Raw genomic sequence first — 23,375 nt, forward strand, 5'->3', positions numbered from 1 at the left:
CGTTGCGTACCAGAAGGGTAACACTCAATGTCCGGTATCGTTCTCTCTTCGTCGGTTCGTCAGAACCTGCTCTCCCTCCAGTCCACCGCCGATCTTCTCGCCACCACGCAGAGCCGTCTGTCGACCGGCAAGAGCGTCAACTCGGCTCTGGACAACCCCACCAACTTCTTCACGGCCCAGTCGCTCGACAACCGCGCCAGCGACATCAACAACCTGCTCGACGGCATCGCCAACGGCGTGCAGGTGCTGCAGGCTGCCAACACCGGCATCACCTCGCTGCAGAAGCTGATCGATAGCGCCAAGTCGATCGCCAACCAGGCGCTGCAGACCACGGTCGGTTACTCCACCAAGTCGAACGTCTCCACCACGATCTCCGGTGCGACGGCGGCCGACCTGCGCGGCACGACGAGCTTTGCCAGCGCGACCGCGAGCAGCAACGTGGTGTATAGCGGCGCGGCCGGCGGCACCACGGCGGCGACCGGCACCACGACGCTCGGCGCCACCATCGGCACCTTCACGGGCACCGCGGGAACGGCCGGCGACGGCACCACGGCCTTGACCGGCACCATCACCCTGATCGCCACCAACGGCACGACCGCGACCGGCCTGGTCGGCAACGCCCAGCCTGCCGACGGCGACACGCTGACCGTGAACGGCAAGACCATCACCTTCCGTGCGGGCTCTGCCCCGGCGTCGAGCGCGGTTGCGTCCGGTTCGGGCGTCAGCGGCAACCTCGTCACCGACGGCAACGGCAACACCACCGTCTATCTCGGCACCGCGGGCACCCCGGCTGCGACCGTCAACGATCTGTTGACCGCGGTCGATCTGGCCAGCGGCGTGAAGACGGCTTCCATCAGCTCGGGTGCTGCGACGATCGCCACGAGCGTCAACCAGACTGCATCGAGCGTTGGTGGTGGTGCGGTCACGCTGAAGAGCTCGACGGGTGCTGATCTGAGCGTCACCGGCAAGGCCGACCTGCTCAAGGCGCTCGGCCTGACCACGTCAGTGGGCGGCGGCAACGCCACCGTGAGCGTCAACCGGACCACGAGCTCGGCCTCGCTGGGTGCGACGATCACGGACGGTTCGACGCTGAACGTCGACGGCCACGTCATCACCTTCAAGAACGCGCCGACCCCGGGTACGACCGGTGCGCCGAGCGTTCCGAGCGGTTATGGTGCGAGCGGTGCGGTCGTGACCGACGGCAACGGCAACTCGACCGTCTATCTGCAGGGTGGCACGATCAACGACGTGCTGAAGGCGATCGACCTCGCCACCGGCGTGCAGACCGCGACGGTCAACGCCAACGGCACCGCGACGCTTGCGACGGCCACCGGCCAGACCAACTCGTCGATCAACGCCTCGGGCCAGCTCAAGATCTCGACCGGCGTCAACGCCGACCTGTCGGTCACCGGCACCGGCAACGCGCTGAATGCGCTCGGCCTCGCCGGCAACACCGGGACTGCGACCGCCTTCACCGCAGCACGTACCTCGGGCATTGGCGGCATCGCCGGCAAGACCTTGACCTTCACCTCCTTCAACGGCGGCACGGCGGTCAATGTCACTTTCGGCGACGGCACCAACGGCACGGTCAAGACGCTCGATCAGCTCAACACCAAGCTTCAGGCCAACAACCTGACCGCGACGATCGACGCCAACGGCCTGCTGACGGTCTCGACCACCAACGACTACGCGTCCTCGACCATCGGATCGAGCGCCGCGGGTGGTGCGATCGGCGGCACGCTGACGACGGCACTGACCTTCTCGACGGCTTCCACTCCCGTCCAGGACACGGTTGCCCAGACTTCGCGCGCCAACCTGGTCAATCAGTACAACAACATCCTGAACCAGATCGACTCGACCGCTCAGGACTCTTCGTTCAACGGCGTCAACCTCTTGAACGGCGACCAGCTCAAGCTGGTGTTCGACGAGACCGCCAAGTCGAGCTTGAGCATCACTGGCGTGACCTACAACTCCAAGGGTCTGGGCCTCGCCGCGCTGACCAGCGGTGTCGACTTCATCGACAACGCTGCCACCAACAAGGTGCTGACCAACCTGAACTCCGCGTCGAGCACGCTGCGCTCGGAAGCATCGGCTCTGGGCTCGAACTTGACGATCGTGCAGGTGCGTCAGGACTTCAACAAGAACCTGATCAACGTGCTGCAGACCGGCTCGTCCAACCTGACGCTGGCCGATACCAACGTCGAGGCGGCCAATAGCCAGGCGCTGTCGACCCGCCAGTCGATCGCGGTCTCCGCGCTGTCGCTGGCCAACCAGTCGCAGCAGAGCGTGCTCCAGCTACTCCGCTAACAAGCGGACAACATCGCAAGCAAGATCGGGCGGCGGGGCTTCGGCCCCGCCGCTTTTTTCGTTCGTCGCTCGAGGTTTCGAGAGGGCAGGCGGCACTCTGAAAAAGTAACCAGCGGTTATGGTTAATGGAGCGTAAGCGCTGAAAATCGCCAATGATTTCAGAGCGATTGTCCGACCCCGCAACCGGCGTCCAGTCGCTTATGGTGAACCGCCGCTTATGCGGGCGATGTTCGTTTCACCCTTTGTTAGCCATGTCAGCGCACCCTCTGCCCGTCACTCGATCCAGAAGCGATCGAACGAAGACGCGTAAGCCAGAAGGGTAAGAGTCATGTCCGGTATTGTTCTCTCTGCGTCGGTTCGTCAGAACCTGCTCTCTCTCCAGTCCACCGCCGATCTTCTCGCCACCACACAGAACCGTCTGTCGACCGGCAAGAGCGTCAACTCGGCTCTCGACAATCCCACCAATTTATTTCACGGCTCAGTCGCTCGACAATCGCGCCAGCGACATCAACAACCTGCTCGATAGCATCGCCAACGGCGTGCAGGTGCTGCAGGCTGCCAACACCGGCCTGACCTCGCTGCAGAAGCTGATCGACAGCGCCAAGTCGATCGCTAACCAGGCGCTGCAGACCACGGTCGGCTATTCCACGAAGTCCAACGTCTCCACCACGATCGCGGGCGCGACGGCGGCGGACCTGCGCGGCACGACTTCGTTTGCCAGCGCCACGGCGAGCAGCAACGTGCTGTACAATGGCACGGCCGGCGGCACCACCGCGGCGAACGGGACCACGACGCTCGGCGCCACTCTCGGCTCGTTCACGGGCACGGCGGCAACGGCCGGCGACGGCACCACGGCCCTGACCGGCACCATCACCTTGATCGCGACCAACGGCACGACCGCGACCGGCCTGATCGGCAACGCTCAGCCCGCCGACGGCGACACGCTGACCGTCAACGGCAAGACCATCACCTTCCGTTCGGGGGCTGCTCCGGCGTCGAGCGCCGTTCCGGCCGGTTCGGGCGTCAGCGGCAATCTCGTCACCGATGGCAACGGCAACACCACCGTCTATCTCGGCACCGCGGGTACCCCGGCTGCGACCGTCAACGATCTCTTGACCGCGGTCGATCTGGCCAGCGGCGTGAAGACGGTGTCCATCAGCTCCGGTGCTGCGACGATCGCCACGAGCGTCAACCAAACCGCTTCGAGCGTTGGTGGTGGTGCGGTCACGCTGAAGAGCTCGACGGGTGCGGATCTGAGCGTCACCGGCAAGGCTGACCTGCTCAAGGCGCTCGGCCTGACGACGTCTACGGGTGCAGGCAACGCCACCGTGAACGTCAACCGGACCACGAGCGCGAGCTCGCTGGGCGCGGAGATCACGGATGGTTCGACGCTGAATGTCGACGGCCACGTCATCACCTTCAAGAACGCGCCGATCCCGGGCACGACCGGCGCGCCGAGCGTTCCGAGCGGATATGGTGCGAACGGTGCGGTGGTCACCGACGGCAACGGCAACTCGACGGTCTATCTGCAGGGCGGCACGGTCAATGACGTGCTGAAGGCGATCGACCTCGCCACCGGCGTGCAGACCGCGACGATCAACGCCAACGGCACCGCGACACTTGCGACCGCGACAGGCCAGTCGAACTCGACGATCAACACCTCCGGTCAGCTCAAGATCTCGACCGGCATCAATGCCGACCTGTCGATCACCGGCACCGGCAATGCGCTGAACGTGCTCGGCCTCGCCGGCAACACCGGCAACGCGACCGCCTTCACCGCGGCGCGCACCTCCGGCATCGGCGGCATTGCCGGCAAGACCTTGACCTTCACCTCCTTCAACGGCGGCACGGCGGTCAACGTTACCTTCGGCGACGGCACCAACGGCACGGTCAAGACGCTCGATCAGCTCAACACCAAGCTCCAGGCCAACAACCTGGCGGCGACGATCGACGCCAACGGCCTGCTGACCATCACCGCGTCTAATGACTATGCCTCCTCGACGCTCGGCTCGACGGCCGCCGGCGGTGCGATCGGCGGCACGCTGACGACGGCGCTGACCTTCTCGACGGCTTCCACTCCCGTCCAGGATGCGGTTGCACAGACGGCCCGCGCCAATCTGGTGTCCCAGTACAACAACATCCTGAACCAGATCGACACCACCTCGCAGGACTCTTCGTTCAACGGCGTCAACCTCTTGAACGGTGATCAGCTCAAGCTGGTGTTCGACGAGACCGGCAAGTCGAGCCTGAACATCACCGGCGTGACCTACAACTCCAAGGGGCTGGGTCTTGCCTCGCTGACCGTCGGCGTCGACTTCATCGACAACGCCGCCGCCAACAGGGTGCTGACCAATTTGAACGCCGCGTCGAGCACGCTGCGCTCGGAGGCGTCCAGCCTCGGTTCGAACCTCTCGGTGGTGCAGATCCGTCAGGACTTCAACAAGAACCTGATCAACGTGCTGCAGACCGGCTCGTCCAACCTGACGCTGGCCGATACCAACGTCGAGGCGGCCAACAGCCAGGCGCTGTCGACCCGCCAGTCGATCGCGGTCTCCGCGCTGTCGCTGGCCAACACGTCGCAGCAGAGCGTGCTCCAGCTGCTCCGCTAATAAGCGGCTGAAATACCTAAATAAAATCGAGCGGCGGGGCTATTTCCCCGCCGCTCTTTTTTGCGTTCGGAGGCGGGCAGGGGCGTTCACCCACTATTAACCCTATCGCTTAAACCGGCGTTAACCATACTTTAAAGGACACCTCCTAAAACTGGACCAAAGCCCGCTTTCCAGACCGCGCGGCCGATTCGTATCCGGTTCAAGAGGAAGACTCGCCAATGTCCAACATCGTTCTCTCGGCGTCAGTTCGCCAGAACCTGTTGTCGCTGCAGTCGACGGCCGACTTGCTGGCCACGACGCAGGAACGGCTGTCGACCGGCAAGAAGGTCAATACGGCGCTCGACAATCCCACCAACTTCTTCACGGCGCAGGGGCTGGACAACCGGGCGAGCGACATCAGCAACCTGCTCGACGGCATCAACAACGGTGTGCAGGTGCTGCAGGCGGCCAACACCGGCATCACCTCGCTGCAGAAGCTGATCGACAGCGCGAAGTCGATCGCTAACCAGGCGCTGCAGACCACGGTCGGCTATTCCACCAAGTCGAACGTCTCCACCACGATTCCCGGCGCGACGCCCGCCGACCTGCGCGGCACGACCTCCTATGCGAGCGCGACCGCCAAGAGCAACGTGCTCTATACCGGTGCAGCCGGCGGCGTCACTCCGGTCACGGGGACTGCCGCGCTCGGCGCCTCGCTGGGCTCGAGCGCCGGCACCTTCACCGGCACAGCAGCGACCGCCGCCGACGGCACCACCGCACTGTCCGGAACCGCCACGCTGGTCGGCACCACGGCATCCACCAGCTTCGGCGCGCCACCCGCGGATGGCGACACCATCACGGTGAACGGCAAGACCATCACCTTCCGCACCGGCGTCGCTCCGAGCACGCAGCCGACCGGCTGGGGCCTCGACGCCAGTGGACACATCGCCACCGACGGCAACGGCAATTCAATCGTTTATGAGGGAACGCCGACTGCGCCCGGGGCGACCGTCAACGACGTCCTCACTGCGATCGACCTCGCCAGCGGCGTCAAGACTGCAACCATCAGCGCTAGCGCGGCGACCATCGCCGTCAGCGGCTCGGCCGGTCCTGTCGGCACGCTTCAGGTTGCATCGTCCATTACGGCCGGCGCGGTTACGTTGAAGAGTTCGACCGGCGCCGATCTGAGCGTGACGGGCAAGGCCGACTTCCTCAACAAGCTCGGTCTGACTTCTGCGACTGGCGCCGGCAATGCCAACGTCACTGCGGCCCGGTCGACGACCGCGGGCTCGCTCGGCACGCTGGTCCAGGACGGCTCGACGTTAAATGTCGACGGCCACACGATCACCTTCAAGAACGCGCAGACGCCGCAATCGGCGGCGAGCGTGACGTCGGGCGGCGTCAGCGGCAACATCCTCACCGACGGCAACGGCAACTCGACGGTCTATATCCAGAGCGCGACGCTGACCGACCTGCTCAACGCGATCGACCTTGCCACCGGCGTGAAGACCGCCAGCATCTTCAATGGTGCGGCGACCCTCTCGACGACGTCGGGTCAGATCCCCTCGTCGGTGAATTCCAGCGGTCAGCTGTCGCTCTCCACCGGCATCAACGCCGACCTCTCGATCACCGGTACCGGCAACGCGCTCAGCGCGTTCGGCCTCAGCGGCAACACGGGAACGGCGACCGCCTTCACCGCAGCCCGCACCTCCGGCGTCGGCGGCATCAGCGGCAAGACGCTGACCTTCACCTCGTTCAACGGCGGCACCCCGGTGAACGTCACCTTCGGCGACGGCACCAACGGCACCGTGAAGACGCTGGACCAGCTCAACGCCCAGCTTCAGGCCAACCACCTGACGGCGACGATCGATGCCAATGGCGTGCTGACGGTGACCACCGTCAACGAATACGCCTCCTCGACGCTCGGTTCGACGACCGCCGGCGGCGCAGTCGGCGGCACGATCACCGGTGTTCTGGCCTTCACCACCGCGCAGCCGCCGGTCCAGGATCCCGTCGCGCAGACCGCGCGCTCCAACCTGGTCAACCAGTTCAACAATATCCTGGCCCAGATCGACACGACGTCGCAGGACTCCTCTTTCAACGGCGTCAACCTGCTCAACGGCGACACGCTGAAGCTGGTGTTCAACGAGACCGGCAGCTCCACGCTCAGCATCAACGGCGTGGTGTTCAATGCGGCGGGCCTCGGTCTCAGCAATCTCGTCAACGGCGTCGACTTCATCGACAACGGCGCCACCAACAAGGTGCTGGCCAGCTTGAACGCCGCCTCGAGCACGCTTCGCTCCGAAGGCTCCTCGCTCGGTTCGAATCTCTCGATCGTGCAGGTGCGTCAGGACTTCTCCAAGAACCTGATCAACGTTCTGCAGACCGGCTCGTCCAACCTGACGCTCGCCGACACCAACGAGGAAGCGGCCAACAGCCAGGCGCTGTCGACCCGCCAGTCGATCGCGGTCTCCGCGCTATCGCTGGCCAACCAGTCGCAGCAGAGCGTGCTCCAGCTGCTCCGCTAATTTCGCGATGCAGGATCGCCATTCGAGATTTCGCGGCGGGGCTAATGCTCCGCCGTTCATTTGAGGGAGATCGCTAAGACAAGATTAGCTCAGATCGACACGCGTCACGTGGAGCGAGTTTACACCGTGTGTGCGTGAATCTAACGTTGCGCTGACGAAGAGCTCTGCGACCCGTAATTGTCCGGAGTGCTTCCAAGCACACACGTAAGCAAATCTTAAGCGGTGCTGCCTAGGGTTGGGAAAGAAATCCTTAAGCGCGTTCAACGCGCTAGGTAACCTCCAGGGTGTGATTGATGTCGAATTCCGCTGCCTCGGCCTACGCGCGTGTTGCAACGACCACAGCATCTCCTCGCGACATCGAAGCGCAGACCCTGCTCAAGGCCGCGAACAAGCTCCAGGATGCGGTGAACAACGCCGATCCGCTCAGCGAGCAGACCATGCAGGCCCTGATGTTCAACCGCAAGCTCTGGACCATCTTCTTGAGCGAGGCGATGCGCGACAACAATCCGCAGCCGATCGACGTCCGGCAGAAGATCGCCAATATCAGCGTGTTCGTGCTGAGCCAGACCGCAGCGCTGCAGATGAGCCCGCAGTTCGATCACTTCCGTCCGCTGATCGAGATCAACCGCAATATCGCTGCTGGTCTGTCCGGGCGGCCGTGACGGAAGCGCTCAGCGCAGCGATGGCTCGCAACGTCAGCGGCTGCTGATCTATCTCGATACTGCCGTTACGCCGCTCGACGCCTGATCGTCAGGCGCTGCGGTCGGTGCTGAGCGGACGCGAGGGTTCGGACTTCAGATCAAGCGCATGGAAATAGGCCCGACGGCGCAGCATCGCTTCGTCAGGGAATTGGTTGACCACCGCGTCGGTCCTCTCGTTGACGACCTGGAAGACGAAGGATGCGGCCGCCTGGTCGAACACGACCTGGCGCGAGACGTTCTCGTGGTTCGGCAAATCATTGCGCACTGGCGCGCCCGTATCGCTCGCGGCGACCGTCTGGCTCACCGGCAAATCAGTTTGCACAGCCTCGTTCGCCGCCGCGTTTGACGTCGTTACGATCTGCACGGGGCCGGGATCCCCACCGGCCGGATGCTGAAATCTGTACTCATGGCAGCCTCCTGGTTGCCTTACTTGAGTCAAATCCCAACCCCTCTAATCGCGCAAGCATGGAACACCAGGCCTGAAGACCCGGTAAGGAAACGTGCCTAACCGCGCGACCACATCGCCGCGCGGTTTTTCATAAAATTGTCGCTTATTCTTGTGCGCTCAGAGCGAGCGGCTGACCGCGAGCGGCGTGATGTGGCGCGGACCCGGAGCTGCGCGACGACCCGCGGCGGTATAGGTGTTTGGTACGTTGCGCTTCTGGATCTCGGCATTGACGCCGCGCACGACGCTCTCGGACACGGCGTGTGCGGTGGCGAGCACGGTGAGGTTGACCTGAAGCATCGCGCGGAACGCATCGTGATGACGATGCAGCGTCGAGAGCAGCTCGGGCGCGGATTTCGCGAGCTGGGCCTGGTTCGCCTTCAGTTGGCTGACGGCGCCGACATAGTTTCGCGACAGCTCCTGCTTCTTGCCCTCGAGCGTCATCGCCTCACGGACCTGGCCGGCGCGGACGAGCTCGGTCTCGCGCTCGATCAGTCCGAGCAGGGCGCTCATCGCATCCATCAGGCTCTCGGCGAGCTTGCGGGCCTCGGCGTTGCCGGGCGCGGTGTTCGTACGCTGCGCTTGCATCGGCTGACGTGAGGCGTTGAAATGGTTCATCTCGATTGACCTTATGCCGTGCGGATCGTTTTCGCCTGCTGCATGATCAGGGTGCGGTAGACTTCGTTGGCGATGCCGACGCCGCCGGCCTTGGCGAAGTTCTTGGAATATTGCTCCGTCAGCATCGAGCGCCACACCCCGGTGCCGGGCGTGTCGCCGAACGGGCCTTCGCCCTTCAGGCCGGAGGTCATCTGCGAGAACATGCTGTTGAGGAACATCGCCTCGAAATCGGTGGCGGTCTTCTGCGCCTTGGTCTGCTGTTGCGGCGAGACCTTTTGCAGGGCGCTCGCGAGCTCGAAGTCTGGCCGGCCGTTGCGGCTCTCGACCGAAAAGGCCGAGGAGTTGGCGACGCGCGTGGTGTTGATCGCGCCGGTCTGCATCACATCACCTCGATGTCGGCTTCGATCGCGCCCGCGGCCTTGATCGCCTGCAGGATGCTGATCATGTCGCGGGGACCGATGCCGAGGCCGTTGAGGCCGTCGACGAGCTGCTGGAGCGACACGCCGTCCTTGACCACGGCCAGCTTCTTGCCGTCCTCGGTGACAGTGACGGCGCTGCGTGGCGCGACCACCGTCCGCCCACGCGACAACGGGTTGGGCTGGCTCACCTGCGGGCTCTCGGAGATCGTGACAGTGAGGTTGCCTTGCGCAACCGCGACCGTGGCGACGCGGACGTCGCGGCCCATCACGATGATGCCGCTCCGCTCGTCGATGATGATCTTGGCGGCGAGATCGGGATCGACCTGGAGCTGCTCGATCTCGGTGAGAAAGGCGACGACGTTGCCCTTGAACTCCGGCGGGATCGACAGCTGCACCGTCGAGGGATCGATCGGCTCGGCGGTCTTGACGCCGAGATAGTCGTTGACGGCGGCCGCGATGCGCTTGGCGGTGGTGAAGTCGGCGTTGCGCAGCGCCAGGCGCACGTTTGGCAGACGATTGAGTGCGAACTCGATCTCGCGCTCGATGATGGCGCCGTTGGCAATGCGCCCCACGGTCGGCACGCCGCGCACGATTTTCGCCGCTTCGCCTTCGGCCTGGAAGCCGGAGATCGCGAGCGAGCCTTGCGCGACCGCATAGACGTTGCCGTCGGCACCTAACAGGGGCGTCACGAGCAGGGTCCCGCCCTGCAGGTTCTTGGCATCGCCGAGCGCCGAGACGGTGACGTCCATGCGCGTGCCCTGGGTGGCGAACGCTGGCAGGTTGCCTGTCACCATCACGGCGGCGACGTTGCCGGTGCGGATGGTGGCGCCGCGGATGTTGACGCCCATGCGCTCGAGCATCGCCTGCAGCGACTGCTTGGTGAAGGGGATGTTGTTGAGCGTGTCGCCGGTGCCGTTGAGGCCGACGACGAGGCCGTAGCCGATGAGCTGGTTCTGCCGCACGCCCTCGATGTTGGCGAGGTCCTTGATGCGCGATGTCGCGCTTGCAGGCGTGACCGAGAGCGCCAGCGCTGACAGCGCGGCACAGGCCACCCCAACAATCCTCACCCACCGAACGCCTGGCATCCTCTGCTCCCCAAGGCTCCTAAAAAGGCTCCTAAAAAGGCTCCTCAAATCGAAGGACCGGCTGCGACACTCCCATGACGAGCTGGTCCGGCGCTTTCCTTGCGAGCGCTGTGCCAACCCGGAGCAGCGAGGGTAGGTGGCTGAATAGGTTGAATAAATCTGTTTCGACCGGTGTCAGCCGGCGTTCGCTCTGAGGAGCGAAACTGCCGCCTGTCGGCAGATTTTGCCGACCCGTTTACGCGCCGTTAACCATAAAACGGCGAAGGTGCGGCATCGATCACCCGGATTGCTGCGATGCGCATCTACGGACCGAACGGCACCACGCTTGGAGCTCCGGCCAGCCAGGCCAGGCGGACGGGCTCGGGCACCTTCGTCCTGCCCGACACCTCGTCGGCGCAGGAGACGCGGAGTGCTGCCGCGCCGAAAGCCGCCGCCAACATCGATGCGCTGCTTGCACTGCAGGGCGTCGAGGAGGATCCGGTCGAGCGCCGCAAGCGCTCGGTCGCCCGCGGTAGGACCGCGCTTGACGTGCTCGACGATCTCAAGATGGGGCTCCTGTCCGGCAATCTCGACGCGTCGACCGTGATGCGGCTGCGCGATGCCGCAGCGAATTTGAAATCGTCTTCGGGTGATGCCGGTCTCGATGCGGTGCTGTCCGAGATCGAGCTGCGCGTCGAGGTCGAACTGGCGAAGGCCGGGCGGGCGTAGTCAGGCATCGCGCGCTGTCATCGCCCGCGAAGGCGGGCGATCCAGTACTCCAGAGACAGTCCTTGTTGAATCGAGAGGCCGCGGCGTACTGGATGCCCCGGTCAAGCCGGGGCATGACAGCGGAGTTTGGGGGCGCGGAGTGCGCTCCTGCGAGAGCGCCTACGCCGCTTCCTCCTTCTGCTGTGCGTCGTAGCGGCGCTGGGCGGCGAGCACGTCCTTCAAATTCTGCTCGGCCCAATCGCGCAGGGGATCGACCGCCGCCGCCAGCGTCAGTCCGAGCTGCGTGATCGAATATTCCACCGTGACAGGCACGGTCGCGATGGCGCGGCGCCTGATCAGGCCGTCGCGTTCGAGCGATTTGAGAACCTGACTCAGCATCTTCTGTGAAATGCCCTCGATCGTGCGGCGCAATTGATTGAAGCGCATCGGCTCCTCGCGCAGCAGCAAGAGAATCAGCACCGCCCATTTGTCGCCGACGCGATCGAGGATCTGGCGCGTCGGACAGTTCGCTGCATAGACGTCGGGTTTCATCGTCGGGTCCTCGGATTCCATTCTGGTCGATTGCGAAGGCACGCCGGTTACTCCAGCGTTATCAGGTAAGCACAAAGTGCTCTCTTAACACCAGCATTCTTTGCGATATCTAGTAACCGCTAGTTACTATAGGAGCAAAGGAGCCTTTCATGAAAATCGCAGTCGCCGGCGCCTCGGGCCGGGCCGGGTCGGAAATCACCAAGGAACTGTCGCGTCGCGGCCATAGCGTCACCGCCATTGCCCGCAACCCGGAAAAGATCGCGGCCCTGCCGAACGTCACGCCAACCAAGGGCGACGTGCTCGATCAGGCCGGCCTCGCCAAGCTGTGGGCCGGGCACGACGTCGCCGTGAGTTCCGTGCACTTCCTGGCCAGCGATCCGCTCAAGCTGATCGGCGCGGCGAAGAACTCCAAGGTGAGCCGTTACCTCGTCGTCGGCGGCGCTGGCAGCCTCGAGGTCGCTCCGGGCGTGAAGCTGGTCACGACTTCCGGATTTCCCGCCCAGTACAAGGCCGAGGCCGAGAAGGGTTCCGCCTTCCTGGACCTGTTGCGACAGGAAAAGGACCTGAACTGGACCTTCATTTCGCCGTCGGCGCTGTTCGTCGAGGGCGAGCGGACGGGGAAGTTCCGGCTCGGGACCGACCAGCTTCTCGCAGATGCGAACGGCAAGAGCTGGATCACCTTCGCCGACTACGCCATTGCGCTCGCCGACGAGATCGAGCGGCCGGCCCATCTGAGGCAGCGTTTCACGGTCGGTTACTGAGCCGGCAGCCGCCCCCGGGTCTTTGCGGATAAACGTTCTTGTGCAAGGACTTGGGGGTGGCCCCCGAGCGATCAGGGAAATATTGTCTGTCATGGGAGGCCGCTATATAAGGCCCCGCTCAACGGATCCCGTTCCGTTTGCGAGTCGTTGCTTAGACAGATAGGCCGCCCTTGGAAAAGTTGAAAAACTACCGACCGACCGACAAAGAGCCTTTCATGAACGACCGGCAGAAGGAGTACTTCCGTCTGAAGCTCCTTGCCTGGAAGGATGAGATCCTCAAGAAGTTCAAGCTCACCCTGCAAGCCCTGCAGGAGGAGAACGTGAACCACCCCGATCTCGCCGATCGGGCTTCGTCCGAAACCGACCGTGCCATCGAACTCCGCGCCCGCGACCGCCAGCGCAAGTTGATCGCCAAGATCGACGCCGCGCTTCAGCGCATCGAGGACAACACCTATGGCTATTGCGAGGAAACCGGCGAGCCGATCTCGTTGAAGCGGCTCGAGGCCCGGCCCATCGCGACGCTCTCGGTGGAAGCGCAGGAGCGCCACGAGAAGCGCGAGAAGGTCTATCGCGACGAATAGAGCCCGAGCCGCAGAGTTGCGGCTCTTTGTTTTTGGACGCAAGGCGCCTTCGGGCGTCGGGATCGGCGTTTTGCCTGTCGCTTGAAAGCCGCGCGCTTCAATGCGCGGGCGCAATCGCGAAAAGTGAATCGCGATCAACGCTCTAGACTCGATTCCTCCGGGCTCACGTGAGTTCGGATGAGAAACAGCCTTCACTTCAGGTGCGGGAGGTTTTGCGAGTCGCATCAACGAGATCGACTCGGATGTTGAGGCGTTGATCCAGCAGCATCAAGCATCGCTGTAATCGCGCTTCGGGCGCCGGTCGCGGAGGGCCCCGCAAGGCGCGCGCCCCATAAGGCCCAGACCAATTCAATATTTCCTTAAACGCGGGCGAGGGGCCGTAGTCTGCCCGCCGCCCGCGCTTGTCAGGCCGGAGCGGGGATGCTGAAGTGTCGCCCTCGAATGCGTAGCGTGGGAGGCGGCGCCGATGGACAGGATTCTTGAAGCCGCAAAGGCGATCGCGCTGGCGCGCCGCAACCATGCGCCGCTCGCGGCGCTGAAGCGTCCCCCGGCCGATGAAGCCGAGGGCTATCAGGTCCAGCGCGCCCTGCACGATCTCCTGCTGCCCCATGTCGGGCCGCTCGTCGGCTACAAGATCGGGTGCACCAGCCAGGTGATGCAGGACTACATCGGCATCCCGCATCCCTGCGGCGGCGGCGTGTTCCAGAACGGCGTCCACGAGAGCGGCGCGAAGCTCGCCGCTTCCAACTATGTCCGCGTCGGCGTCGAATGCGAGATCGCGGTCCGGCTGAAGCGCGACCTTGCCGCCGGCGAGGCGCCGTTCACGGCCGAATGGGTCGGCGAGGCCGTCGAAGCCTACCATCCCGCGATCGAGATCGTCGACGATCGCTACGTGAAGTGGGAGACGATGGGCGCGCCGACGCTGATCGCCGACGATTTCTTCGCGGCCGGCTGCGTGCTGGGACCCCTGGTTCCGCGTTCGTCCGTGCCGGATCTGATGGCGGTGAAAGGCCGCGCCATCGTCAACGACGAGGAGGTGAGCCAAGGCACCGGCGCCGACGTGCTCGGTCACCCCCACAACGCGCTCGCCTGGCTCGGCAACCACCTCGCCGCCGAAGGCAAGAGCCTGCACGCGGGGCAGCTCGTGCTCACCGGCAGCCTGGTTAAGACGCTCTGGCTGAAGGCCGGCGACAGGGTGCGGATGGAGCTGGACGGGCTCGGGACGGTGGAGGCGGAGTTTACGTGAGGCGTTGCGGTATCCTCCGCGGTCATTCCCCGCGAAGGCGCAGGGCTGTCCGGGGAATTCTATGCATAACAGAAGCTGATCTGGTCGGGGGAGCTTCTGTCGCGGGCAGCGGATGGGTTCACCTTGGGAGGTCGGTCGATGTCGGCGATTGGTTTTCGTGCGAACAGCGACGCGGCGACAAGACCTGCGAAGCGGATAGCCGGCATGATTAGACGACTTTCGCGTGCGGCGATCCGCAGCAGCAGATAGGCGATCATGGCGGCGAGGATTTGCAGACGGACCGCGTTCTCGGAGCGGCCGAGAAATTTGCGAAGCTTGAGGTGCTGCTTGATCCAGCGGAACAACAGCTCGATCTGCCAGCGTGTTTTGTAAAGCGCAGCGATTTCGATGGCCGAACGCTTCAGATCGTTGGTGATGAGGGTCAGTTTTGTACCGTCATCGCGTTTGAGGCGTATGCGGCGCATCGGAACAGCAAGTTTGGAGCTGCTGAGGAGCTTTACCTCAGCATCGTCGATGATTTTAAAGCCCTTCCCCTTTTGTTTCCGCAGCTTCCGCCAGCGTGTAGCTCTGAAGCGCAGATTCTTCTTCTGGCGGGTGACGAAGCAGGCGCCCGCGTCGTGAAGCCGTGTCCACCAGGCATAACTGCAATAGGCCTTGTCGAACACATAGGTGGCGCCGGCCTCGATCGGGAATTGCTGGGCTGGTGTGACGTCATTGACCGTCGACGGCGTGATCGCCAGACGGCGCGGATGATCCGAGCCGGGATCGTAAACCACGTGAAGCTTGAGACCACGGGTACGTCCGTTCCAACCGGCCCAGGTGCTGAGTTGATCCAGCGGCACCGGCGTCGCATCGATCAGCCGCAGCATCTCGGCACCCTCCCGCTTCAGCGCTCGGTCGGCATGCCCAGACAATCGCTCAAAGACTTCTGCGAAGATACTGACCGGCCGTCGGGCATTGGCATCCGCAAGCGTCGAGCGCGCCAATTTGCCGACACCAAGATGGTAGTGATGATGCGAATTGGCGTTCCAGATCGCCTCAAGGGCACGCAAGCTGTCGACGCCACTGAGCTGGGAGAATATCAATGCGACAAGATGATCCCAGCTGTCGAACGTCTTGTCGTAGGCATCGCCATCCAAACGATCCACAGTCGTCTGAAACTGCCGCCGATTGATCGGTTCAAGCAGCCTTCCAAAAATGCTATCGCTAAACCGCATGCCCGGCCCCTTTCTGAGTCTCGACAACCAGAAAGTACCTGCTTCAAGCCGGGAAAACCCGGGCATGCTCCGCGACACAGTGAATCATTCCCCGGACAGCCCTGCGCGAAGGCGGGGAATCCAGTAGGCCGAGGCTTTTCTGTTCATCACTGATGTCTCGGAATACTGGATCGCCCGCCTTCGCGGGCGATGACAGTTGAGAGGGCAGATTGCGCTCGGCCAAGCTCGTCATTGCGAGGAGCTCTTGCGACGAAGCAATCCAGAGTCTCTCCGCGGAGACAGTCTGGATTGCTTCGCTGCGCTCGCAATGACGGAGTGTAGGCAGATGGCGTCGCTGCAATTACGTATCTGACTCGCTGTATGCAGCCATCGCCAAAATACATGCGGCCCTCGCCAGGGGAGCTAGCGAGGGCCGCGTCGTACATCGTCGTTCGCGCCTAGGTTCGCGAACACGATGTGGGAGCTCTTAAACAGGCTTAGAAGGGCAGCAGCACGTCCATGACCTGCTGGCCGTAGCGCGGCTGTTGCACGTCCATGATCTGGCCGCGGCCGCCATAGGCGATGCGGGCCTGCGCGATCTTGCTGGAATCGATGGTGTTGTCGCTCTGGATGTCTTCGGGGCGCACGATGCCGGCGACCACGAGCTCGCGGATCTCGTAGTTGACACGGATCTCCTGCTTGCCCTCGACCACGAGGTTGCCGTTCGGCAGCACCTGCGTCACAACCGCGGCGACGTTGGTCTGCAACGCTTCCTGGCGGTTGACCGAGCCCTTGCCGTCGGCCGAGGACGTCGAGTTGGTGGTGAGGAGACGTCCGGGGAGAACCTTGAGCGGCTGCGTGACTGTCTGGCTGCCGATGAAGTCCGTAATCCCTGAATCTTCCTTGCTGGTCCGGCTACGTTGGGTCTCGTTGGAGAGGTTGGCCTTGTCCGTGATGTTCACGGTCACGGTCAGGAGGTTGCCGACCTGGCGGGCGCGCTGGTCCTTGAAGAAGGCGCGGCTGCCGTTACGCCACAGCGAGTTCGGATTGTAGGAGGCGACTTCCGGCTTCGGCATCGGCATCTGCACCGGCTTGTAGCCGGGCTGCGTCGTCGGATTGTCGATCGCGGACAGCTTCGGTTGCTCGCCGATCTGCGACAGGCGGTCGATCGAGGAGCAGCCGGTTGCCAGCGCGCAAGTCGCCAGCAGCAGGGCAGAGATCGCGATGCGACGAAGGCGGGAAGCCGAACTGAACGGAGACATGACTTACTCTGACTTGGCTGGAGCTTGCGAGACGCGAACTTGCGGAATCTGGGCTTGTGCGATCTGGGCGGCAGACGCCGGCGCCTGGATCAGGCTCTGCGCCAGGGCTGCGGCCGCCGGCACATCGTCACGCTTGAGCGACGAGGTCTGCTCGACCGCGGGCGCCATCGGTGCGGACTGGCTTGCGCCCTGGACCGTGACCTGGCCGCGACCGGTGACGACGCCGGTCAGCGTGCGCTTGGATTGCGGATTGAGCACGCTGACGGTGTCGCCCTCGGCACCGCTCTCGATCGCCTTGCCGCGTGTGGTGAGATAGAGACCGGGCACCTGGTAGATGATGGTGACGGTCTGATCGCGCACCACGAAGTCAGGCTTGACGATGTCGGCGACACGGATCGGCATGCCCGCGCGCATCGGCCGGCGCAGCTGCATGCCGACGGTACGATCGCGCGAAGCGGGCTCGCCGGTGACCTCGGCCTTCGGCCGCCGCTCCAGCGAGACGTCGGAGGATTTCAGGAGCTCGGTGCGGTCGATGTCGCGCGTCAGCACGGCCACTTCTACCGTCTCGATCGCGGTGCCGGTGAAGCGGAGCTTGGTCGGCGCCGGATTGTTGTCGTTGTTGATCTCGAAGGCGACGTCGAAACGGCCGCTCCGGGCGTCATAGCGGGTTGAGACCGGCTGGAGCGCACCAGTGTTGGAGGCGTCCAGCCGCATATCGGAGATGCCGCGGTCGAACGTGACCGTGATGTTGGCGGCGTCGCCAAGGCCGAAGCGGCGCTCGAGCGTCGAGGCGACCGCGGCTTCGAGGTCCTTGCTGGCGAGCGTGCGGGCGAGGCGGGTGACCTGGACCTCCTTGATGTCGCCGGTCATCACGCCGATCACCTGTTTGGCGCGGAGCACCGACAACACCTGCGCGACCGTCAGCGTGCCGGTGGTGCCGAGATCGGGCGAGCGGTAGACCGGGATCAGCGCGGCCGATCCTGCGTTGTCGATGAGATCGCCGACCCGCACCACGTTCGAGGTGACGGTGACGCTCGCGCGCAGCGTCGGCGCTGCGATGAAATCGTCGGCTGCCGCTGCCGGCAGCGCCAGCGCGAGAAGAGCGGAGATCGTGGCGAGGGTGGTCCGGATCATCGTCATCACCTCAGCGGAACAGCGCCGTGGTCGATTGCATCATCTGGTCGGCGGCGCTGATCACCTTGGCGTTCATCTCGTAGGCGCGCTGGGCCGCGATCAGGTCGCTCATCTCCGAGACGACGTCGACATTGGCCTGCTCGAGGCTTCCTTGCGTGATGTTGCCGTAACCTTCGGCCGTCGCGGTGCCGTCCTGGGGCGGGCCGGAGGAGGGCGTCTCGGTGAACTGATTGCTGCCGACGGGCTGGAGGCCCGCCTTGTTGATGAAGCGAGTCAGGCCGATCTGGCCGAGGATGGTCGAGGTCGACGAGCCCGGCAGGGTCACCGAGACCTGGCCCTGGACGTTGACGGTCAGGCCCGAGGCGTTGTTCGGGATCGTGATCGTCGGCTGCACCGGATTGCCCTGCGCGGTGACGATGCGGCCCTGATTGTCCATCTGGAAGGTGCCGTCGCGGGTGTACTGGTAGGTGCCGTCGGGCATCAGGATCTTGAAGAAGCCTTCGCCCGAGACCGCGAGGTCGAGATCGTTGCCGGTCTGCGACAGCGTGCCCTGCGTCATGCTGCGCGGCGTGCCGACGGTCTTGACGCCGCCGCCGATGTCGACGCCCACCGGCAGGATCGTGCCCTGGTCGGACGACTGCGCGCCGACGCGGCGGACGTGCTCGTAGATCAGGTCCTGGAACGCCGCAGTCTGCTTCTTGAAGCCGGTGGTGCGCAGGTTGGCGATGTTGTTGGAGATCACCTGAACGTTGAGTTCCTGTGCCGCCATTCCGGTCGCTGCGGTGTGAAGCGCCTGCATGTCAGTTCTCCCTCAATCAGGCCGGAACGTCGGCGAGCTTCTCGATCGCCGATTTGTGGAGGTCGCTCTGCTGCTGGAGCAGGTTGGCGATGGCGGTGTAGCTGCGCATGACTTCGACCATGCGGCTCATCTCGCCGACCGCGTTGACGTTCGACTTCTCGACGTAGCCCTGACGCACGCTGGACTTGGTGTCGGCCTGCGGGACGGCGGAGCCCACGTCATAGAGGTTGGCGCCGAGCTTGGTCAGCTTGGTCGGATCGTCGAACGCGGCCATGCGGATCTTGCCGCGGATCGAGTTGGTCTTCGCCGTGCCCTCGAGCACCGTGATGGTGCCGTCGGGTGCGACGTTGATGTCGTGGTCGGTCGGCTGGAAGGTGATCGGGCCGCTGGTGCCGAGCACGGGGTTGCCGTCGGAGGTGACGAGCTGGCCGGTGCTGTTGAGCGAGAATTTGCCGTCGCGGGTGTAGCGCTCGCCGCCATTGGCCTGCACCGCGAAATAGGCATTGCCATCGATCGCCATGTCGAGTGGATTGTTGGTCGGCTCCATCGGCCCCTGGCCGACGTTGCGGAAGGTGCCGCGGTCGTGCACATAGGAGACCCGGCGGTCGGAGCCGATGAAATTGTCCTCACGCGCGTTCGAGTTGAGGAACTCCTCGAACAGCGAATGGTCGGCCTTGAAGCCGTTGGTATTGGCATTGGCGACGTTGTTGGCGATGACATCCATCTGCCGTTCCAACGTCATCTGCCGTGACAAGCCGATCAGAAGCGCGTTCTGCATCGGAAATCTCCCCTGAGTGAGATCTGCCACCTCGCTCTCCCAAGCGCCTTGGCGGACCCCGTGAACGAGACCGTCTGGTTCTCCCAAACCGTCAGGTCTCGGCCCTTTCTCAGCGAAAGCCGTGCCAACTCGAAAAAGTGTGTAATTTCAAATTGTTGATGAATTATCGGGGGCGCGGGAGGGCGGCAGAAAGGTTCTGTTAGCCATGTTTGCCCGGCAGATTTTTCCTAGCGGAGGCCCAATCGAAAGATTCCGTTAACCATTATTACCGTAGCGTTTGCCATGAAGAGGAGCGCATTTGCGCCGGGGGCATTTGTATCGCGTCACTGTCTGAGGCTTCGCTCTATCGACCCCTTTGAGAGATCCGGGCGCGGCGACCATGGCAGAGAACGAAGCGGAAGGCGGTGCAGCCGCCGAAGGCGCGGAAGCCGCTCCGCCGAAGAACAAGCTCAAGCTCATCATCATGGCCGTCGGCCTGCTCGCCGTCCTCGGCGGCGGTGCTGCGACCTGGTTCTTCTTCTTCCGTCACGGCGACGACGAGCACCACGCCGAGGCGGCGCCGCCGCCGAAGCCGCCGGCTTTCGTCGACGTCCCCGATATGATGGTCAACCTCGCCGGCGCGCCCGGCGAGCGCGTGCAATATCTGCGGCTGAAGATCGTGCTGGAGCTGAAGGAAGAGAAGCAGATCGAGGCGATCAAGCCGACCATGCCGCGCGTCACCGACATCTTCCAGACCTATGTGCGCGAACTGCGCCCCTCCGACCTCAACGGTTCCGCCGGCATCTTCCGCCTCAAGGAGGAGCTGACCAAGCGCGTCAACGCGGCGGTCGCCCCCATCCAGGTCAGCGCGGTGCTGTTCAAGGAAGTCGTGGTGCAGTGAGGGTGATGAGCTAGCACCATGGCCGGCAACGAGCAGATGGACCAGGATGCGATTGCCGCCCAATGGGAGGCTTCGCTCGATTCCGAGGATCCCGCGGAGGCCGCGAAGGCTGCCGCCGAAAACGAATTATCCGAGACCATGGCCCTGCAATGGGCGGCCATGGTCGAGGACGGCAGCCGCGATCTCGGCACCGGCAAGAACTCCGGCGAGCGGGTGCTGTCGCAGGAGGAGATCGACAATCTCCTCGGCTTCACCGTCGGCGACGTCACGCTCGACGACCATTCCGGCATTCGCGCGATCATCGATTCGGCGATGGTCTCCTACGAGCGTCTGCCGATGCTCGAAATCGTCTTCGACCGCCTGGTACGGCTGTTGACGACGAGCTTGCGCAATTTCACCTCCGACAACGTCGAAGTCTCGCTCGACCGCATCACCTCGGTCCGCTTCGGCGACTACATGAACTCGATCCCGCTGCCGGCCGTGCTCTCGGTGTTCAAGGCCGAGGAGTGGGAAAACTTCGGCATGGCGACGGTCGATTCCAACCTGATCTACTCGATGATCGACGTGCTGCTCGGCGGCCGCCGCGGCACCAGCCAGCTCCGCATCGAGGGACGGCCCTACACCACGATCGAGACCGAGCTGGTCAAGCGGCTGGTCGAGGTGGTGCTGGCCGACGCTGAGCAGGCGTTCCGGCCGCTATCCCCGGTGACCTTCACGATCGACCGGCTCGAGACCAATCCGCGTTTCGCCGCGATCAGCCGGCCCGCCAACGCGGCGATCCTGGTGCGCCTGCGCATCGACATGGAGGACCGCGGCGGCAACATCGAGCTGCTGCTGCCTTATGCGACCATCGAACCGATCCGGGGCGTCCTGCTCCAGATGTTCATGGGCGAAAAGTTCGGCCGCGATCCGGTCTGGGAGGGGCATTTCGCCACCGAGATCGTGCAGGCCGAGATCGCCGTCGATGCCGTGCTCTACGAGGCCGACATTCCGCTCAAGCAGCTGATGCGGCTCAAGGTCGGCGACACGCTGCCGCTCGAGATGCGCGCGGATGCCAACGTGTCGGTGCGCTGCGGCAGCGTCACGCTGACCGAAGGGCGGATGGGCCGGGTCGGCGACCGGGTCGCGATCCGCGTGACGAAACCCCTGCGCAAGCCAAGTACGACACTTGCGATGTTCGAGAAGGTGGACGAGCAGAACAAGATGATGGAGGCCCCATGAACCACTCCCTGGGAATGGCGATCGAGTCACTGGTGGCTATCCTGCTGATGCTGACGATCGTCTACTGCGTCATGCTCAACAAGCGCCTGACGCGGCTGAAGGCGGACGAGCATTCGCTGAAGGCGGTGATCGGCGAGCTGATCACCGCGACCGAGATCGCCGAGCGCGCGATCGGCGGGCTGAAGCTCGCCGTGCGCGACGTCAACGAGAACCTCGGCAGCCAGCTTGCGGCGGCAACCCAGATGTCCGACCAGCTCTACAAGCAGCTCGGCGAAGCCGACAACGTGGTGCGGCGCCTGTCCAAGATCGCGATCGCCGCGCGCCCCGTGACCAACCCGGAAACCGTTGCCGCGCCCGCGGCCAAGCCTTCGTCGGCGAAGGCGGTGGCGGCGGCGGCCGAAGCTTTCTCCGAGCGCCGACGATCCAACGGCATTGCCGCATGAAGTCAGGGTATGAAGTCCTTTCGTAACATCCGCGTCATCCCGGTCGTCCTGGTCGCCGTCGCAGGTCTCGCCACGCTGAAGGTGGCGGGCCTCGTGATCAATGGCGGCTATGTGTTCGACTACAAGCCGAACCAGGCCAAGAAATCCTGGGCGCAGGAGAATCTGAACTTCCCGACCGGTCGCGAGGACCCCGACATCACCGGATCGACCCATGGCGCGCCGAAGGAGGCGCCGAAACCGGCTGCTCCCGAGACCAAGCCCGAAGGCACCGTGGTCAAGATGGACGAGGCCCAGCCGCAGGTCTCGGCCTCCGAGCGCGCGATCCTCGAGCGGTTGCAGGCACGCCGCCAGGAGATCGAGGCCCGCCAGCGCGAGATCGACATCCGCGAGAGCCTGCTCAAATCGGCCGAGAAGCGCATCGAAAACAAGGTCGAGGAGATGAAGGCGGTGGAAACCCGCATCTCCGCGACCCAGGCCGAGCAGAAGGCCGCCGAAGCCCAGCGCATGAAGGGCCTCGTCACCATGTATGAGGGTATGAAGCCGAAGGACGCCGCACGGGTGTTCGACCGGCTCGAGATGGGCGTGCTGATCGAGATCGCCTCGGCCATCGCGCCGCGGAAGATGTCGGACATCCTCGGGCTGATGTCGCCCGAGGCCGCCGAGCGGCTCACGGTCGAGATGGCCCGCCGGGCCAATAGCGGCGGCGATCAGTCCGCCTCGGCCGGCGATCTGCCCAAGATCGACGGCAAACCGACGCAAAAGCCGAATTGAGACGCCATGCGTGTCTAGTTCGCGAACGCCTGTTGCGCCCTGCGAACAGGCGGGCGCAACTTCTTCTCAACGCGAGGAAGAGTATTGAGCTGCTGCTTGATCAGCGCGGCCTTTGTGACGCGAGTCACAAGCTGCAGCGTGCTATGGCAACAGGAGCATTCATATACTTTCAGGGCATATCCTCTGGCGATCGGAACGATCGCTACGACCGCTCTTGCCCTGCTACACACAATGCAACCGGCTTCTCCGCTCATTGATTACCCCCAGAGCTAACCAATCGATTCGTATCGCCGAGATCACATCTGATTCAGAGTCGCGTGCGAAGCGCAACGCCTCGAAGGTTGTGAGTGCGCGTGCTCAGCAACTCGTCAAG

The 23,375-nt window shown here is 64.0% G+C and carries 20 protein-coding genes and 2 pseudogenes; 12 read left to right on the forward strand and 10 right to left on the reverse strand.

The genetic code is table 11. The annotated features are described in order from the left end of the window. Positions 1-27: 27 nt before the first annotated feature. From ACSKB8_RS24850 to flaF, 4 genes and pseudogenes are all read left to right on the forward strand, one after another. Positions 28-2,307 (forward strand): DUF1522 domain-containing protein, encoded by a 2,280-nt coding sequence (locus ACSKB8_RS24850; RefSeq protein ID WP_438107045.1) that lies wholly within the window; start codon positions 28-30, stop codon positions 2,305-2,307. Between the two features lie 328 nt (positions 2,308-2,635). Next, a pseudogene (locus tag ACSKB8_RS24855) lies at positions 2,636-4,916 on the forward strand (DUF1522 domain-containing protein). Positions 4,917-5,134: 218 nt separating this feature from the next. Further along, on the forward strand, positions 5,135-7,423 hold the full coding sequence (locus ACSKB8_RS24860) for a DUF1522 domain-containing protein (RefSeq protein ID WP_438107047.1): 2,289 nt from the start codon (positions 5,135-5,137) through the stop codon (positions 7,421-7,423). A gap of 293 nt (positions 7,424-7,716) precedes the next feature. Next, the gene (gene flaF / locus ACSKB8_RS24865) at positions 7,717-8,085 is read left to right on the forward strand and encodes a flagellar biosynthesis regulator FlaF (protein ID WP_008554779.1); all 369 of its coding nucleotides are present in this window, start codon (positions 7,717-7,719) and stop codon (positions 8,083-8,085) included. 88 nt (positions 8,086-8,173) lie between these two features. Here flaF and ACSKB8_RS24870 read toward each other — a convergent pair. The 4 genes and pseudogenes from ACSKB8_RS24870 to ACSKB8_RS24885 form a co-directional block, all read right to left on the reverse strand. Continuing rightward, positions 8,174-8,532, reverse strand: a pseudogene (locus ACSKB8_RS24870) (hypothetical protein). Positions 8,533-8,689: 157 nt separating this feature from the next. Beyond that, entirely contained in the window at positions 8,690-9,187 is a 498-nt protein-coding gene (locus tag ACSKB8_RS24875; protein WP_438107051.1) for a hypothetical protein, read from the reverse strand. An 11-nt stretch (positions 9,188-9,198) separates the two neighbouring features. Continuing rightward, entirely contained in the window at positions 9,199-9,567 is a 369-nt protein-coding gene (gene flgJ / locus ACSKB8_RS24880; RefSeq protein ID WP_438107053.1) for a flagellar assembly peptidoglycan hydrolase FlgJ, read from the reverse strand. Next, a complete protein-coding gene (locus tag ACSKB8_RS24885; protein WP_091898030.1) occupies positions 9,567-10,691 on the reverse strand; it encodes a flagellar basal body P-ring protein FlgI in 1,125 nt (374 codons plus the stop codon). The genes flgJ and ACSKB8_RS24885 overlap by 1 nt, the downstream gene beginning before the upstream one ends. A gap of 294 nt (positions 10,692-10,985) precedes the next feature. On the opposite strand from ACSKB8_RS24885, the gene ACSKB8_RS24890 reads away from it, so the two are divergent. Beyond that, positions 10,986-11,399 (forward strand): flagellar assembly protein FliX, encoded by a 414-nt coding sequence (locus ACSKB8_RS24890; protein WP_438107055.1) that lies wholly within the window; start codon positions 10,986-10,988, stop codon positions 11,397-11,399. A 159-nt stretch (positions 11,400-11,558) separates the two neighbouring features. Here the strand turns inward: ACSKB8_RS24890 and ACSKB8_RS24895 are convergent, their stop codons facing one another. Continuing rightward, positions 11,559-11,930 carry a winged helix-turn-helix transcriptional regulator gene (locus ACSKB8_RS24895; protein WP_091898026.1) on the reverse strand — a complete coding sequence of 124 codons (372 nt, stop codon included), beginning with the start codon at positions 11,928-11,930 and terminating at the stop codon, positions 11,559-11,561. Between the two features lie 149 nt (positions 11,931-12,079). On the opposite strand from ACSKB8_RS24895, the gene ACSKB8_RS24900 reads away from it, so the two are divergent. The 3 genes from ACSKB8_RS24900 (at position 12,080) to ACSKB8_RS24910 (ending at position 14,518) form a co-directional block, all read left to right on the forward strand. Next, a complete protein-coding gene (locus tag ACSKB8_RS24900; protein WP_438107057.1) occupies positions 12,080-12,691 on the forward strand; it encodes an NAD(P)-dependent oxidoreductase in 612 nt (203 codons plus the stop codon). Positions 12,692-12,906: 215 nt separating this feature from the next. Beyond that, complete coding sequence (gene dksA / locus ACSKB8_RS24905) at positions 12,907-13,272, forward strand: RNA polymerase-binding protein DksA (RefSeq protein ID WP_438107059.1); 366 nt, start codon at positions 12,907-12,909, stop codon at positions 13,270-13,272. Between the two features lie 466 nt (positions 13,273-13,738). Further along, entirely contained in the window at positions 13,739-14,518 is a 780-nt protein-coding gene (locus tag ACSKB8_RS24910) for a 2-keto-4-pentenoate hydratase (protein ID WP_438107061.1), read from the forward strand. A 59-nt stretch (positions 14,519-14,577) separates the two neighbouring features. Here ACSKB8_RS24910 and ACSKB8_RS24915 read toward each other — a convergent pair whose 3' ends face one another. The 5 genes from ACSKB8_RS24915 to flgF form a co-directional block, all read right to left on the reverse strand. Continuing rightward, positions 14,578-15,735 (reverse strand): IS4 family transposase, encoded by a 1,158-nt coding sequence (locus ACSKB8_RS24915; protein WP_438103250.1) that lies wholly within the window; start codon positions 15,733-15,735, stop codon positions 14,578-14,580. 476 nt (positions 15,736-16,211) lie between these two features. After that, on the reverse strand, positions 16,212-16,976 hold the full coding sequence (gene flgH / locus ACSKB8_RS24920; RefSeq protein WP_438107063.1) for a flagellar basal body L-ring protein FlgH: 765 nt from the start codon (positions 16,974-16,976) through the stop codon (positions 16,212-16,214). Positions 16,977-16,979: 3 nt separating this feature from the next. Further along, positions 16,980-18,110: a flagellar basal body P-ring formation chaperone FlgA gene (gene flgA / locus ACSKB8_RS24925; RefSeq protein ID WP_438107065.1), complete on the reverse strand. Its 1,131-nt coding sequence runs from the start codon at positions 18,108-18,110 to the stop codon at positions 16,980-16,982. Between the two features lie 10 nt (positions 18,111-18,120). Continuing rightward, positions 18,121-18,909 (reverse strand): flagellar basal-body rod protein FlgG, encoded by a 789-nt coding sequence (gene flgG / locus ACSKB8_RS24930; protein WP_091898014.1) that lies wholly within the window; start codon positions 18,907-18,909, stop codon positions 18,121-18,123. Positions 18,910-18,925: 16 nt separating this feature from the next. Continuing rightward, positions 18,926-19,687 carry a flagellar basal-body rod protein FlgF gene (flgF, locus tag ACSKB8_RS24935; protein WP_438107067.1) on the reverse strand — a complete coding sequence of 254 codons (762 nt, stop codon included), beginning with the start codon at positions 19,685-19,687 and terminating at the stop codon, positions 18,926-18,928. Positions 19,688-20,066: 379 nt separating this feature from the next. Here flgF and fliL point away from each other — a divergent pair, with 379 nt between their 5' ends. The 4 genes from fliL to ACSKB8_RS24955 are packed head-to-tail and all read left to right on the forward strand — an operon-like array spanning position 20,067 to position 23,002. Continuing rightward, the gene (gene fliL, locus ACSKB8_RS24940) at positions 20,067-20,567 is read left to right on the forward strand and encodes a flagellar basal body-associated protein FliL (RefSeq protein WP_128926721.1); all 501 of its coding nucleotides are present in this window, start codon (positions 20,067-20,069) and stop codon (positions 20,565-20,567) included. Positions 20,568-20,585: 18 nt separating this feature from the next. After that, positions 20,586-21,788, forward strand: a complete 1,203-nt coding sequence (gene fliM, locus ACSKB8_RS24945) for a flagellar motor switch protein FliM (RefSeq protein WP_091898008.1) — start codon at positions 20,586-20,588, stop codon at positions 21,786-21,788. Beyond that, positions 21,785-22,231 (forward strand): DUF6468 domain-containing protein, encoded by a 447-nt coding sequence (locus ACSKB8_RS24950; RefSeq protein WP_438107069.1) that lies wholly within the window; start codon positions 21,785-21,787, stop codon positions 22,229-22,231. The genes fliM and ACSKB8_RS24950 overlap by 4 nt, the downstream gene beginning before the upstream one ends. 9 nt (positions 22,232-22,240) lie before the next feature. Next, a complete protein-coding gene (locus ACSKB8_RS24955; protein WP_438107071.1) occupies positions 22,241-23,002 on the forward strand; it encodes a MotE family protein in 762 nt (253 codons plus the stop codon). Positions 23,003-23,375 lie beyond the last annotated feature (373 nt).

Origin of the sequence: Bradyrhizobium sp. BR 1432 (genome assembly GCF_051547705.1) — a bacterium.
GTDB classification, from domain to species: domain Bacteria; phylum Pseudomonadota; class Alphaproteobacteria; order Rhizobiales; family Xanthobacteraceae; genus Bradyrhizobium; species Bradyrhizobium zhanjiangense.